Here is a 14,793-nt window from a genome sequence, read left to right as displayed (position 1 = left end):
GGCTTGCCTCTGATCGTTTCGGGGGAGCATAGGGTCGGCACCGCCCTGCCGCAATCCGGCAAGCTTGGGGCTCGACACCAACCCTTCTCATACGGATCAGGGCGCTCGGACCGGACGCCCATCTGGACGCCGCCACGAGCAGGCTGCTACGCTCGCCGCATGAGCCCCGACGAGCCCCATGCTCCGCCCCCCGAACCCGCCCTGGCCGACCCGCCGATCACGCAGTTGTTGCACCTGGCCGCCAGCGGCGACCGTGCCGCCCTCGACCAAGTCTACGAATCGCTCTACCCCGAGCTGAAACGTGTGGCACGCGCCCGGCTGCGCGGCCAGGGCCGGGCTGACAGCATGGACACGACGGTGCTGGTGCACGAGAGCTTCCTGCGGCTCGTGAACGCGCGCGGCTTGCGGCTCGAAGACCGGCGCCACTTCTTCGGCTACGCCGCGAAGACGATGCGCAACATCATCATCGACAGCGCGCGCGAGCGGCTTGCCGAGCGCCGCGGTGCCGGCGCAGAGCACGTGACGCTGGGCGCCGACGACGCGCTGGCGGTGGCCGAGACGCAGGCGAGCGAAGAGCTGATCCAGGTCAGCGACGCCTTGCAGGAACTGGCGACCGTCGACCCGGAACTGGCCGAGCTCGTCGAGATGCGCTACTTCGGCGGCTACAGTGAAGCCGAAATCGCCGAGCTGCAAGGCGTGACCGAGCGCACCGTGCGGCGGCGCTGGGACAAGGCTCGGGCCTGGTTGTACCTCGCACTCGGCAAGGCCTGAAGCTGCCCTGCTTCACCGGGCAAGGCAGAGCCTGACCCATTCGTGCAAGGCCGCATCGCCGGGCGCGCTTTCGGTGACCTCGAGGCCACGCACCAGCTCGCGGCTCGAATCGAACCAGCCCGGGCCGCCGGATGGCTCGGCCATGTCGTCTTCTCGCGCCATCGCCGACAGTGCCTCGGCGGCCAGCTGCGCACTGTCGCGGGCCAGGGCGGTGGGCAGGTTGCAGTTGAATCGGGCCATGTCTACTCTCCTTCATTGACCGTTGTCGATGAAAGAGAGTCTCGGGTTCACAGGGCAGCCCGAACATCCCCGCGAAGGCGGAACGGCCGGCCCCTGGACGGGTCTCCCCACGACGGGGGCACCCGCGCCATCGTCAGTCGGGAATGACACTCACTTCGACGCTCATGCGCTGGTCGCCACCACCGAAGATCACGCCGCGCAGCGGCACCACGTCGGCGAAATCGGCACCCCAGGTGAGCGTGATGTAACGCTGGTCGGCGAGCTGGTCGTTGGTGGGGTCGAACTCGACCCAGCCGTGCAGCGGCGAGTAGGCGGCCACCCAGGCGTGCGACGCGTCCACGCCCATCAGCCGCTCTTCGCCGGGCGGCGGGTCGGTGAGCAGGTAGCCCGAGACGTAGCGCGCCGGCAGGCCCATGCCACGCAGGCAAGCGAGCATGAGGTGTGCGAAGTCCTGGCACACGCCGCTGCGCTGGTACAGAACCTCGTCGACCGAGGTGCTGACGGTGGTGGCGCCGGGTTCGAATTCGAAGTCGGCGTGAATGCGCTGCATGAGGTCGAAGACCGCACCGAACCAGGAGCGCCCACGCGCGAACGACGCAGCAGCGTAGGCACAGGCAGCGTCGGAGAGTGGCACCAGCGGTGTGGGCTCGCTCATGCTCGCCGGTTCCAGGTCGCCGAGCGGCGGCTCGCGGCGCACGGTGTCGCGCACCGCTTCCCAGGTGAGCTCGGCACCCACCGGCACCTCGGGGCGCGGCCCGACTTCGACGCGGCAATTCATGCGCACGCTCAACACGCGGTGCGCGCCGTGCAGTCCGAAGTGCGTGACCATGTTGCCGAAGCTGTCGCGCTCGTCGCGGCGCTCGTCGGCTCGGGGTTCGATCTGGAGTTCGTGCGAGACCAGCGTCTGCCAGGGCAGCGCCCGCGGCGTGAGGCGCGCCAGCTGCCACGACTGCGACACCGGCGCGGTGTACGCGTAGCGGGTTTCGTGCTCGACGCTGTAGCGCTTCACCGTCACGTCAGGCCACCAGCGACAGCACGCTGCGCGAGGCCGCGTGCGAGAAGAATTTGAGCGCGAGTTCGTCGGACACCGAGCCCGCTGTCTTGCGCAGCAGGTCGAGCAGTTCGGCCACGGCCTCGCTTTCGGGGTGCAGGTCGTGCGGCGTCAGGTTCGCCAGCGCGGTCTGTGCCGGCGCGAGCACATCGCTCGCAAAGCGGCCATGGCTGAGTTCGAGCTTGTGGATGTATTCGGCGATCCCCTTGAGCTGGAAGGCCACCGAACGTGGGTTGCTCTCGTCGCGCAGCAGCAGGTCGAGCACCGGCAGCCACTCGGGCGCCACGAGGTAGCGCGAGCGGTAGGTGCCGGTCGAATCGGTCAGGTCGAGCAACCAGTCCAGGCCATGCGCGCGACCTTCGACGGTGGCCACTTGCAGCGCCACGCACAGCGCGCTCATGCGCTCGATGCGCCGGCCGAGCGAAAGAAAGCGCCAGCCGATGTTGCGTGTCATGCCGTCGAGCACGAAGCCCGAGAGCGTCATCATCGACGAGACCGCGCGGTCGAGCCAGGCGAGCGCCAGTGGCAGCGCGGCGCCGCGCTGGAACACCGGGTCGGCGGTGAGGCTGTTGAGCGTGCGCCAGTTGTCGGCCGACATGCGGTCGCGCAGGTTGAAGGCCACGCGCGAAAGCTGCCGCAGGCGCTGGCTCAGCGCTTCTTCGGGGTGGGTGGCGGCGCGCAGCAGTTCGACGCTGGCGTCGTCTTCTCCGTCGATCAGGCCCAGGCGCTGGACCAGCACCAGCGACGGCGCGGCGCCCTCGCCCGCTTCGGCCGTGTGGTCGAGCACGCCGGCGATCGCCACGCGCAGGGCGCGCGCTGCGCTGTCGCAGCGCTCGCCATAGCGGCCGTACCAGAACAGGTTTTCGGCGGCGCGCGACGGCAGGTTGGCGCGCGCACCGACCAGGTCTTCGGGCTTCACGGTGGTCGAGAGCAGGGAGAACGACGCGTTCACGGGCGCGCCGGAAAGCACCCACGTGTCTTTGGACCGGCCACCGCGCTGCATCGCGATCACGCGCGAATCGCCACCGACCGCCACACGCGTCAGGCCACCCGGCATCACGCGGTAACCGCTCGGTGTGGCCACCGCGAACACCCGCAGCCCGACCGTGCGTGCGGTCAGCCCGTCGCGCCGCGCTCCCTGCATCTGCATCTGCATCTGCGCGCCTCGCAGGTTGGCACGCATCGGCTCATCTGGCATGCGCTCGAGCACCGGCGCCTGCGAGACATGCACCCATTCCTGCGCCACATAACGCTGCGGATGTGCGGCGACCTTGGCCCGCAGCAGGATGCGTTCGTCGGCCGACAGGTCGGCGCCGAACAATGCCGGCTCGCGCACCGAACGCTCCAGCGGTTTGATGATCAGCTTGTCGAGCCGCTTCCAGGCGTCGTCGAAGGCCGCCGGCTCGCCGAGCCACCAGGTGGCGACCGACGGCATCTTCAGCGGTTCGCCGAGCAACTCGCGGCTGAGCTCGGGCAGGTAGCCGAGCAGCGCGCCCGATTCGAGCACGCCCGAGCCGAGCGCGTTGCCGAGCAACACGCTGCCGCGGCGCGCGCAGTCGGTGAGGCCGGCCACGCCGAGGGCGGAATCGGAGCGCAGTTCCAGCGGGTCGCAGTAGTCGTCGTCCTGGCGCCGCAGGATCGCATGCACGCGCTTCAGGCCGTCGACGGTTTTCATCCACACGCAGCCGTTGCGCACCGTGAGGTCGCTGCCTTCGACGAGCGGAAAGCCGAGGTAACGCGCGAGCAGCGCGTGTTCGAAGTAGGTTTCGTTGTACGGCCCGGGCGTGAGCAGCACGACCAGCGGCGGCCCGTCACCCTTCGGCGCCCAGCGCAGCAGCGAGTCGCGCAGCGCGGCGAAGAACGAGGCCAGATGCTGCACGTTCAGGTCGCGGAACATCTGCGGGAACACGCGCGACACGACCAGCCTGTTCTCAAGCGCATAACCCGCCCCCGAAGGCGCCTGCGTGCGGTCGTTGACGACCCACCAGTGGCCGTCGGGCGAGCGCGCCAGGTCGGCGGCGTACTGGAACAAGTGCATGCCGCCCGGCGGATGCACGCCCTGCACCGGGTGCAGAAAGCCGCTGTGGCCGAAGATGACCGACGGTGGAATGGCGCCCGAGCGCAACAGCGTCTGCGGGCCGTAGATGTCGCCGAGCACGCGGTTCAGCAGGTCGGCGCGCTGGGCGATGCCGGTTTCGATCTCTTCCCATTCGGCGGCCGAGAGCAGCAGCGGCAGCGGGTCGACTTCCCAGGGCCGGTCGGCACCTTTCGGGTCGGCGTAGACGTTGTAGGTGATGCCGTTCTCGCGGATCTCGCGTTCCATCAGCGACAGCGTGTCACCGACCTGCGGGCCCTCGCGGTCGGCCAGCGAACGCAGAAAGGCCTCCCAGTGCGGACGCGGCGTTCCAGGCGCGGCGAGCAATTCGTCGTAGCGCCCTTCGAGCGCTGAATAGCCTGACAGCAGGGATCGGAACATGGGAGGCCGCGTGTTGGAGCAGCGAGTTTGTCACAGCAGGCAGTGCTGCGCGCTCGCCCTCTTCAGCGCGCCTGGCGCTGGCTCGCCAGCGCGCTCGCCACACCGAGCGCGATGAGGCCCAGGCCACTGGCCCAGCGCCCCCAGGCTGGCGCGCCGGCCACGCGCTGCAGGCGCGGTGCGAACCAGGCCGCGAGAAGCACATAGAGCAGGTCGGTGCAGGCGGCGATGCCGACGAACATCGCGCCGAGCACGATCGCTTGCCACAAGGCTGGCGCTTCGCCGTGCATGAACTGCGGCAGGAAGGCGGCGAAGAACAGCGTCGTCTTCGGGTTCAGCAGCGCCACCAGCAGGCCTTCGCGGAACAGGCGTGGCACCGACGCCGGCGCCGGTGCCACGCCCCGCCGCTCAGGTGCAGCAGGCGCCCGCAGCATGCGCACACCCAGCCACACCAGATACGCCGCGCCGGCGAACTTGACCAGCGTAAAGGCGAACGACGACAGCGCGAACAGCGCCGCCAGCCCGACCGCTGCGCCGACCGCGTTGAGAAAGTTGCCGCAGGCCACACCGGCCACCGAGCCGATGCCGGCCGCCCGCCCTTGCGCGAGCGTGCGCGTGACGATGTAGAGCACGCCGGGGCCTGGCGTCACGGCGAGCACGAAGCTCGCCGCCAGAAAGGCCATGAACGCGGTGCTGCTCACGATTCAGGCCGTGCTTGGGCGACTTATGCCGAAGCCCTTCGCAGGTCGAGCGTGAACGGGAAGTTCGGGTTGCGCTCTTCTTTCGGCACGCTCATCGGGCCTGGCGTGTGGCCGGTGCGGAAGAAGCGCGCCAGGCGGCGGGCTTCGGCTTCGAGCGCGTTGATCGGGAAGGTGTCGTAGCTGCGGCCGCCCGGGTGCGCCACGTGGTACTGGCAGCCGCCCATCGAGCGGCTCATCCAGGTGTCGACCAGGTCGAACACCAGCGGTGCGTGCACACCGATGCTGGGGTGCAGTGCCGAGGGCGGGTTCCACGCGCGGTAGCGCACGGCGCCCACGAACTCGCCCACGTTGCCGGTGGGTTGCAGCGGGATCTTGCGGCCGTTGCAGGTGAGCACGTGGCGGTCGCCGACGAGGCCGGTCACCACGACCTGCAGCCGTTCCACCGACGAGTCGACAAAACGCGCGGTGCCGCCTGGTGCGCCCTCTTCGCCCATCACGTGCCACGGCTCCAGCGCCAGCCGCACTTCGACGTTCACGCCTTCGGCAGAAAAATCGCCGAGCCGCGGGAAGCGGAAGTTCAGGTGCGGCGCGAACCACTCGGGCTCGATCTTGTAGCCCGACTCGCCGAGCTCGGTGATCACGTCGCCCAGGTCTTGCGTGATGAAGTGCGGCAGCATGAAGCGGTCGTGCAGCTCGGTGCCCCAGCGCTTCAGGCGCTCGGGCCGGTAGGGCTTCATCCAGAAACGCGAGACCAGCGCGCGCATCAGCAGCTGCTGCATCAGGCTCATGCGTGCGTGCGGCGGCATCTCGAAAGCGCGCATCTCCAGCAGGCCGAGGCGGCCGGTCGGGCCGTCGGGCGAGTACAGCTTGTCGATGCAGAACTCGGCGCGGTGGGTGTTGCCCGACACGTCGATCAGCAGGTTGCGCAGAAGCCGGTCGATCAGCCACGGCGGGCACTGGCCTTCCTGTGCAGTAATGCGCTTGAGTTCGGCGAAGGCGATCTCGATCTCGTACACCGAGTCGTTGCGCGCTTCGTCGACCCGCGGCGCCTGGCTCGTGGGGCCGACGAAGAGGCCCGAGAACAGGTAGCTGAGCGCCGGGTGGTTGTGCCAGTAGGCGACCATGCTGGTCAGCAGGTCGGGCCGGCGCAGGAACGGCGAGTCGGCCACGGTGGCGCCACCGAGCACGAAATGGTTGCCGCCACCGGTACCCGTGTGGCGGCCGTCGAGCATGAACTTCTCGGTCGACAAGCGCGTTTCGTGCGCGGCCTGGTAGAGGTGTGTGGCCTGCTCGACCAGTTCGCCCCAGCTGTGCGCGGGGTGCACGTTGACTTCGATCACACCCGGGTCGGGCGTGACACGCAGCAGCGCCAGGCGCGGGTCTTTCGGCGGCTCGTAGCCTTCGAGGATCACCGGGAGCTTCATCTCGAGCGCCGTGTCTTCGACGGCGCAGACGAGCTCCAGGTAGTCTTCGAGCGCGCTCGCCGGCGGCATGAAGATGTAGAGCCGGCCGTTGCGCGGCTCGGCACTCATGGCGGTGCGTGTGACCGATGCGGCCGACTCGAACCGTGCCGGTGCCGGCAGGTGGGGTGTGACGCTGCTGCTGCTCGCGCCGCTGCCGTTCTCTGCCGCAAGCGCCGCTCGAGAGCGGCCCGCGAAGGTGCCGTTCGTTCCGTTGCTGGGGGTCACGGGCGCGCCATGACGGCTGTCACCCGTGGCCTCGCCACCGGCACGCTCGCCGAAGCGCAGGCGGCGGTACGGTGGCAGCGCCGCAAAGGTCTGCGTCTGGTCGGGCGGGTAGACCCAAGGCAGGTCGCTGTCTTTCGCCCACGGCTGCGAGTCGAGCGGCAGCCGGTAGCCCATTGCCGAGTCGCCGGGGATCAGGTAACAGCGCTCGCTGCGCAGGAACCACGGGCCGCTCTGCCAGCGAGGCGTGCCGCTCGGGTTGCGTGCCACAGGCAACACATGACCGACGATCTTGTCCAGCCCCTGCGTGAACACCTTGCGGATGCGGTCACGCTCGAGCTCGTCGCCTAGGCGCGCATCGAAAGGGTCGACGTTGACCGGCAGCTTGCGTTCGCGCCACAGGTAGTACCAGACGTCTTCGTGGGCCGGGAACACGAACGCCGGGTTCAGGCCGAGGCGCCTGGCCACGCCAGCGAGAAACTTGCGCGCCTCGACTTCGGTGACGCCGTAGTCCTTGTGTTCGCTGGCGAACAGCTCGGGGTGGGTCCAGATGGGCTCCTTGTCCTTGCGCCAGAACAGGTTCAGCGACCAGCGTGGCAGCTGTTCGCCCGGGTACCACTTGCCCTGGCCGTAGTGCAGCAGGCCGCCTTCGCCGTACTTGGCGCGCAGCTTGTCCATCAGGTCGGCACTGAGGATGCGCTTGGTCGGACCCATGGCCTCGGTGTTCCACTCGGCGCCTTCACGGTCGTCGACCGACACGAAGGTGGGCTCACCGCCCTGCGTGAGGCGCACGTCGTTGCGGTTCAGGTCGGCGTCGACCTGGTGTCCGAGCTTCTCGATCGTGGCCCACTGCGCTTCGGTGTAGGGCAGCGTGACGCGCGGCGCCTCCCACACACGCGTGACCGACATGCTGTGCTCGAACGTCGTCTCGCACTCGTCGATCGCGCCACTCACGGGCGCGGCCGAGCCGGGCTCGGGCGAACACGCGAGCGGGATGTGCCCTTCGCCGGCGAGCAGGCCCGAGGTAGGGTCGAGGCCGATCCAGCCGGCGCCGGGCAGGAACACCTCGCACCAGGCGTGCAGGTCGGTGAAATCGATCTCGGTGCCGCTCGGGCCGTCGAGCGACTTCACGTCGCTCTTGAGCTGGATCAGGTAACCCGAGACGAAGCGCGCGGCCACGCCAAGGTGGCGCATCAGTTGCACCAGCAGCCAGCCGGTGTCGCGGCACGAACCGCTCGCTTTCACGAGCGTTTCTTCGGGCGTCTGCACGCCCGGCTCCATGCGCACGAGGTAGCCGATGTCACGCTGCAGCTTCTGGTTCAGCGAGACGAGCCAGTCGTTGGTGGGTGTCTTCTCGCGCGGCACGGCCGCCAAGTACGCCTGGAACGCCTGGGCATCCTGCAGCTCGGGCGCCTTGGCGAGGTAAGGCGCGAGTTCGTGGGCGACTTCGGGTTCGTACTTGAAGGGGTAAGTCTCGGCCGACGGTTCGAGGAAGAAGTCGAACGGGTTCAACACCGCCATCTCGGCGACGAGGTCGATCTCGATCCGGAACGACGTGGTCTTGTCGGGGAACACCAGCCGCGCCAGGTAGTTCGACTGCGGGTCTTGCTGCCAGTTGATGAAGTGCGTGGCCGGTTCCACGCGCATCGAATAACTGAGGATTCGGGTGCGCGAGTGCGGCGCCGGGCGCAGCCGCACGATCTGCGGGCCGAGGTTGATCGGCCTGTCGTAGCGGTAATGCGTGACGTGGTTCAGCGCGACATGGATGGACATTCGGGGCTCCAGAACTTCGGTGAGATGCGCGCTAGGAAAACGGGCACGCGGCCCGTGAGAGGGTCAGGCCGCCACGGGCACGAGGAAGTCGCGGCTGATGCCCATGCCGAGGGTTCCGACACGTTCGAGAAATTGCGTGAGGTAGGCATGCAGGCCGGTAGCCAGGATCTCGTCGATGCGGCCGTATTGCAGGTCGGCGTGCAGCCGGCCGGCACGGCGCAGCGTTTCGGTCGACTGCTCGTTGGCCACGCGTTTCAGGTTCAGCACCACCTCTTGCATGCAGGCGGCGAGCGAGCGGGGCATGTCGGGGCGCAGGATCAGCAACTCGGCGACCTTCTCGGGGCGGATCACGTTGCGGTAAACCTTGCGGTAGACCTCGAAGCCAGAGACCGAGCGCAGGATGCCCGACCAGTGATAGAAGTCGACCTCGATGTCGCGGCCCGGGGCGCCGCCGTTGGTGCCGCCGTGGTACTCGCTTTCGACGGCGTGGAACTTCACGTCGAGCAGGCGGGCGGTGTTGTCGGCACGCTCCAGGAAGCTGCCGATGCGCAGGAAGTGGAAGGCCTCGTCCTGCAACATGGTGCCCACGGTCACGCCGCGCGAAAGATGCGAACGGAACTTGACCCACTCGAACAGGCTGCTCGGGTCGCGCAGATAGGAGTCGGTGGCGACCTTGCGCTGGAATTCGAGCCAGGTCTGGTTCTGCGTTTCCCAGACTTCGGTGGTCAGCGTGCCGCGCACCGCGCGGGCGTTTTCGCGCGCCGCCTGCAGGCAATTGCGGATGCTCGAGCCGTTCTCGGCATCGCTCACCATGTAGCGGATCACGCTGGCGGGCGTGACCTCGCCATAACGCCGGGCGAAGTCACCCGACAGTTCGCTGATGCTGAGCAGGCCTTTCCAGCCTTTCTCTGCCGCGTCGGCCGACTGCGGCAGCAGCGACGCTTCGTAGTTCACGTCGAGCATGCGCGCGGTGTTTTCGGCACGCTCCATGTAGCGAGCCATCCAGAACAGGTGATCGGCAGTGCGTGAAAGCATTTTTATTCTCCGGCCTCAGGCTTCCAGAACCCAGGTGTCTTTCGTACCGCCACCCTGCGACGAGTTGACGACCAGCGAGCCTTCTTTCAGCGCCACGCGGGTCAGGCCGCCCGGCACCATCTGCACTTCCTTGCCCGAGAGCACGAAGGGCCGCAGGTCGATATGGCGCGGCGCGATGCCACTTTCCACGTACGTCGGGCAGGTCGACAGGCTCAGCGTGGGCTGGGCGATGTAACCCGTGGGGTTGGCGAGAAGCGCCTTGCGGAAGTCCTCGATCTCGGCCTTGGTCGAGGCCGGGCCGACCAGCATGCCGTAGCCGCCCGCGCCATGAACTTCTTTCACCACGAGTTCGGCCAGGTTGTCGAGCACGTACTTCAGGTCGTCTTTCTCGCGGCACAGGTAGGTCGGCACGTTGTGCAGGATCGGCTTTTCGCCGAGATAGAACTCGACCATCTTCGGCACGTAGGGGTAGATCGACTTGTCGTCGGCCACGCCGGTGCCGATGGCGTTGCTGAGCGTCACGTTGCCGGCGCGGTAGGCCTTCAGCAGCCCGGCGCAACCGAGCGTCGAGTCCTTGCGGAACACTTCGGGGTCGAGAAAATCGTCGTCGACACGGCGGTAGATCACGTCGACGCGCTTGGCGCCCTGCGTGGTACGCATGTAGACGAAGTTGTCTTTCACGAACAGGTCCTGGCCTTCGACGAGCTCGATGCCCATCTGCTGCGCCAGGAACGCGTGTTCGAAGTAGGCGCTGTTGTGCATGCCCGGCGTGAGCACGACGACCGTGGGTTCGTTGACCGACGCGGGCGCGACCGAGCGCAGCGTTTCGAGCAGCAGGTCGGGGTAGTGCGCGACCGGTGCCACGCGGTGGCGGCTGAACAGCTCGGGAAACAGCCGCATCATCATCTTGCGGTCTTCGAGCATGTAGCTCACGCCGCTGGGCACGCGCAGGTTGTCTTCGAGCACGTAGTAGCTGCCGCTGCCGTCGGGGTTGGCGGCGCGCACGATGTCGATGCCCGAGATGTGCGAGTAGACGCCACCAGGCACGTCGACACCCATCATCTCCTTGCGGAACTGCGCGTTGTTCAGGATCTGATCGGCGGGCACGTGGCCGGCCTTGATGATCTCCTGGCCGTGGTAGACGTCGTGGATGAAGCGGTTCAGCGCGGCCACGCGCTGGGCCAGGCCCTTTTCCATTTCTTGCCACTCGTGGGCCGGGATCACGCGCGGGATCAAATCGAACGGGATCAGGCGTTCGTTGCCGTGGCCGTCTTCGTCTTTCGCGCCGTACACCGCAAAGGTGATGCCGACGCGGCGGAAGATCATTTCGGCCTCTTCGCGGCGCGACAGCATCACGTCGCTCGGCTGCTCGGCGAGCCAGCGCTCGTAGCCCTGGTAATGCTCGCGCACGGCGCCGGCGCTGGCATGCATTTCGTCGAAACTCGGTCTCATGGGCACGTCTCCTCGGGTGCAGGTTAGCAAATTCCAGGCCACGACCGGCGCCGATTCAGGAGCGGAAGAAACTTATCACGCCGGGCGATGGTGCCAGTAGCGCAAGGCCGCGTCACGCTGGCATTCACCCTCGGCAGAACCCCCGGCTTGCCAGCGCCACGCGCCACAGGCAGGGCTGGCTTGGGGCACGATGCCGCGCTCGCGGTAGCGCTGCAGCACGTCGGGAGCGGGGTGGCCGAAGCGGTTGCGGTAGCCGGCCTGGAACACCGCCGTGCCGGGGCGCACGGCGTCGAGGAAAGCGCCGGTCGACGAGGTGCGGCTGCCGTGGTGGGGCGCGATCAGCACGTCGCTGCGCAGCAGCTCGGCCTGCCCGGCCACGAGCGCCGCTTCCTGGTCGCGCTCGATGTCGCCGGTGAGCAGCACGCTGCGCCCGCCCTCGCGGGTTTCGGCCACGCGCAGCACACACGACATGGCGTTCGACTTGAGGTTGCGCTCGTAGTCGGCGGCGGCGGGGCGAAGCACGTCGAAGCGCACACCGTCCCAGAGCCACGACTGGCCGGCGCTGCAGCGGGTGTTCTGGCGGGCCATGCCAAGCAGCGGGTGCTGCGGTTCGAGCGAACTCAGCAGTTCACCGACCGGCACGGCCTTCAACAGCGCCGCGGCGCCGCCCACGTGGTCGAGGTCGCGGTGGCTCAGCACCAGCGTGTCGATGCGGGCTTCGCCACGGGCGCGCAGCAAGGGCAGGAGCACACGCTGGCCGGCATCGCTCTCACGCGAGTACTGCGGCCCGGCATCGAACAGCAGCAGGTGCTCGCGGGTGCGCACGAGCACCGAGGTGCCCTGCCCCACGTCGAGCGCCAGCAGGTCGAAGCGGCCGGCCTCCGGCAGTGGACGCGGTGGCAGCAGCAAAGGCAAGGCCAGAGGCAAGGCCAGTGCCCGCACGCGCCAGGGCAGTGGCAGCACCGCCAGCGTGGCCGCCAGCAGCCCGGCCACCTGCGCCCACGCCGGCGCGACCGGCACCGACCACACGGCTCCCGGCAACACACCCAGCAGGCCGAGCCAGGCATTGAGCCCTTGCACGACGCCGGCGCCCACCGACCACAGCGGCACCAGCACCACGCCGAGCAAGGCCAGCGGCGTGATCACGAGTGTGACCAGCGGGATCGCGACCAGGTTCGCGGCGAAGCCCACCACCGAGACCTGTTGAAAGAACACGAGCGTCAGCGGCGCCAGGCCGAGCGTGGCGATCAGTTGTGTGCGCAAGCCGTTGCGCACAGCCGCGCCGAGGCGCGAGAGCCAGCGACGCCCGCCCGCCGACTCGGCCGTGGCCGACTCTTCGCCGGGCGGCGCTGCCGACGCCATCAGCAAACCGACCGCCGCGAACGAGAGCCAGAACCCGGCCTGCAACAGGGCCCACGGGTCGAGCGCTGTCACGACCACCGCAGCCAACAGCAAGACCAGCGGCCAAGGCCAGCGCAGGCCCAGGCTCTGGAGCACGGTCACCGCGGCGAGCATCCAGACCGTGCGCTGCGAGGGCACGCCCCAGCCCGAAAACACCGCGTAGGCCGTCGCCAGCACCAGCCCGCCCCAACGCGCCGCGTGCGGCACCGGAACACTCATCATCAGGCGGGTACTGCGCCGCCACAACCCGCCGATGAGCGCCCCGCTGAGCCACGCGAACATCGTGATGTGCAAACCGCTGATCGAGACCAGGTGCGCCACACCGGTGTTGCGGTACAGGTCCCAGTCTTCGCGCTCGATCGCGCCCTGGTCGCCCACCGCGAGCGCGGCCAGCACCCCGGCGGCGCGGCGGTCGGGCACGCTCGTCTCGATGGCGTCGCGCACCCGCTGGCGCAGGCGTTCGACCGGGTGGCCGGCAGCGGCATGCAGCAGCACCGGCGCCGGCGCGTCGCGCACCGCGCCGGTTGCGCGCACACCTTGCTCGAACAACTGCAGTTCGTAGTCGAAGCCGTGCGGGTTCAGGTTGCCGTGCGGCTGACGCAAACGCAGCGTGAACGACCAGCGCTGGCCGGCGCGCAGCTCGGTCTGCGGCTGCGACAGCGTGGCGTCTTCGTGCCAGCCGCTGTACCAGCCGAGTGCCAGCAACGCGGGCAGCCGAACGGGCTGACCCTCGAGCAGCGCAGTGTCCACGTCGAAACGGAAACGCAGCCCTGAAGCACTGCGCTGCGGCAAGCTGGCCACGGTGCCGGTGACCTGGATGTCGCGCCCTTCCATCGTGGCGGGCAAGGCTTCGGCCAGGCGCAGCGACGCGCGCCAGCCCGAGGCCCCGAAGCCCAGCAAGGCCGCACCGAGCAGGCCCGCGGCGAGCGCCCACACGGCCGCCCGCTGCCAGCGCAAGACGACGATCAGCCCGAGCGCACCCACGCCCACTGCGGCCACATACAGAGCGGCGCCGGCAAGTTCGCGCTGCTGCAACTGCAGCGCCACGCCGGCCAGCCACGCCAGCGCCGCACCGGCCAGACGCCAGCCGGTGTTTGCTGTTCTCTGCATCGCTGCAGTGTAGGATTTGACGCTTCCGAACCGACCCCCACGAACCCATGCCCAACGCTGCCAGCTCCATCTACGACCGGCTCACCGAGCGTGGCATCACGCTGCCCCCGCTCGCCATTCCGGCGGCCGCCTATGTGCCCTTCGTGCGCACCGGCAACCTCGTCTTCATCTCGGGCCACATCGCCAAGCGCGATGGCAAGGCCTGGGTCGGCCAGCTCGGCCGCGACACCGACACCGCCACCGGCAAACTCGCCGCCCGCGCCATCTGCATCGACCTGCTCGGCACGCTGCACGCGGCCATCGGCGACCTGAACAAGGTCGTGCGCATCGTCAAGGTGATGAGCCTCGTCAACAGCACGCCCGACTTCACCGAGCAGCACCTCGTGACCAACGGCTGCTCCGAGCTGCTCGGCGAGATCTTCGGCGAACGTGGCGCGCATGCGCGCAGCGCTTTCGGCGTGGCGCAGATCCCGATGGGCGCCTGCGTCGAGATCGAGATGATCGTGGAGGTGGCTTGAGCGCGCCCGCACGCGGCGCCGACACCAGCCTGCTGCTCGCCGGAACCGCCATCGTCTGCATCGCAGCCGTGGCGGCCGCGTTGGTCTCGCAGCATGTGTTCGACATGCAGCCCTGCCCCTGGTGCGTGCTGCAGCGCGTGATCTTCCTCGCCATCGCCCTGGCCTGCGGCCTGGGGCTGCTGTGGCGCAACCGCACCGGGCGGTTGGTCTCGACCGGCCTGGGGCTGCTGCTCACCGTCTCGGGCATCGCCGCCGCGCTGTGGCAGCACTTCCAGGCGGCGGCATCGGCTTCGTGCAACCTGACGCTGGCCGACAAGATCGTGAGTGGCTTCCTGCAGCTCGACAGCCTGCTGCCCGAGGTGTTCTCGCCGCGCGCGAGCTGTGCCGACGCGGCCGTGAACCTGCTCGGTGTGCCCTACGACTTCTGGAGCCTGGCGCTGTTCGTCGCGATCGACGCGGTGCTCACGCTGGCGCTGATCAGAACGCTGCGCCGCGCCTGAGACGCACGCCCATGTGTGCGCCCCGATTGCAAATCGGCGGCGCCCACTCCATGCTCGGCTCCCCGCCCATACCGCCCATACCG

11 protein-coding genes are annotated in these 14,793 nt (G+C 68.7%); 3 read left to right on the top strand and 8 right to left on the bottom strand.

The window, feature by feature from the left end:
* The first annotated feature begins 159 nt into the window (after positions 1-159).
* Positions 160-771, top strand: a complete 612-nt coding sequence (locus AC30PD_RS09110; RefSeq protein WP_489535336.1) for an ECF-type sigma factor — start codon at positions 160-162, stop codon at positions 769-771.
* Positions 772-783: 12 nt separating this feature from the next.
* On the opposite strand, the gene AC30PD_RS09105 is transcribed toward AC30PD_RS09110, so the two are convergent.
* From AC30PD_RS09105 to AC30PD_RS09070, 8 genes are all read right to left on the bottom strand, one after another.
* Complete coding sequence (locus AC30PD_RS09105) at positions 784-1,011, bottom strand: hypothetical protein (RefSeq protein ID WP_489535335.1); 228 nt, start codon at positions 1,009-1,011, stop codon at positions 784-786.
* Positions 1,012-1,144: 133 nt separating this feature from the next.
* Positions 1,145-2,026, bottom strand: coding sequence for a transglutaminase family protein (locus AC30PD_RS09100; RefSeq protein ID WP_489535334.1), 882 nt, complete (start codon positions 2,024-2,026; stop codon positions 1,145-1,147).
* A gap of 1 nt (position 2,027) precedes the next feature.
* Positions 2,028-4,538: a circularly permuted type 2 ATP-grasp protein gene (locus AC30PD_RS09095; RefSeq protein WP_489535333.1), complete on the bottom strand. Its 2,511-nt coding sequence runs from the start codon at positions 4,536-4,538 to the stop codon at positions 2,028-2,030.
* 62 nt (positions 4,539-4,600) lie between these two features.
* Positions 4,601-5,236, bottom strand: coding sequence for a LysE family translocator (locus AC30PD_RS09090; protein ID WP_489535332.1), 636 nt, complete (start codon positions 5,234-5,236; stop codon positions 4,601-4,603).
* A 23-nt stretch (positions 5,237-5,259) separates the two neighbouring features.
* Positions 5,260-8,694, bottom strand: coding sequence for a transglutaminase family protein (locus AC30PD_RS09085; RefSeq protein WP_489535331.1), 3,435 nt, complete (start codon positions 8,692-8,694; stop codon positions 5,260-5,262).
* 63 nt (positions 8,695-8,757) lie between these two features.
* Complete coding sequence (locus AC30PD_RS09080) at positions 8,758-9,729, bottom strand: alpha-E domain-containing protein (protein WP_489535330.1); 972 nt, start codon at positions 9,727-9,729, stop codon at positions 8,758-8,760.
* Between the two features lie 15 nt (positions 9,730-9,744).
* On the bottom strand, positions 9,745-11,181 hold the full coding sequence (locus AC30PD_RS09075; RefSeq protein WP_489535329.1) for a circularly permuted type 2 ATP-grasp protein: 1,437 nt from the start codon (positions 11,179-11,181) through the stop codon (positions 9,745-9,747).
* A gap of 75 nt (positions 11,182-11,256) precedes the next feature.
* The gene (locus AC30PD_RS09070; RefSeq protein ID WP_489535328.1) at positions 11,257-13,692 is read right to left on the bottom strand and encodes a DNA internalization-related competence protein ComEC/Rec2; all 2,436 of its coding nucleotides are present in this window, start codon (positions 13,690-13,692) and stop codon (positions 11,257-11,259) included.
* 47 nt (positions 13,693-13,739) lie between these two features.
* On the opposite strand from AC30PD_RS09070, the gene AC30PD_RS09065 reads away from it, so the two are divergent.
* Positions 13,740-14,210 carry a RidA family protein gene (locus tag AC30PD_RS09065; RefSeq protein WP_489535327.1) on the top strand — a complete coding sequence of 157 codons (471 nt, stop codon included), beginning with the start codon at positions 13,740-13,742 and terminating at the stop codon, positions 14,208-14,210.
* A complete protein-coding gene (locus AC30PD_RS09060; RefSeq protein WP_489535326.1) occupies positions 14,207-14,710 on the top strand; it encodes a disulfide bond formation protein B in 504 nt (167 codons plus the stop codon). Before AC30PD_RS09065 ends, AC30PD_RS09060 begins: the two co-directional genes overlap by 4 nt.
* Positions 14,711-14,793 lie beyond the last annotated feature (83 nt).

The sequence above is a fragment of the Rhizobacter sp. genome (assembly GCF_032229685.1).
Classification (GTDB): Bacteria; Pseudomonadota; Gammaproteobacteria; order Burkholderiales; family Burkholderiaceae_C; genus LMDS01.
Note: the sequence above shows the minus strand (reverse complement) of the source record. Positions and strands in the feature narration are given on the sequence as shown.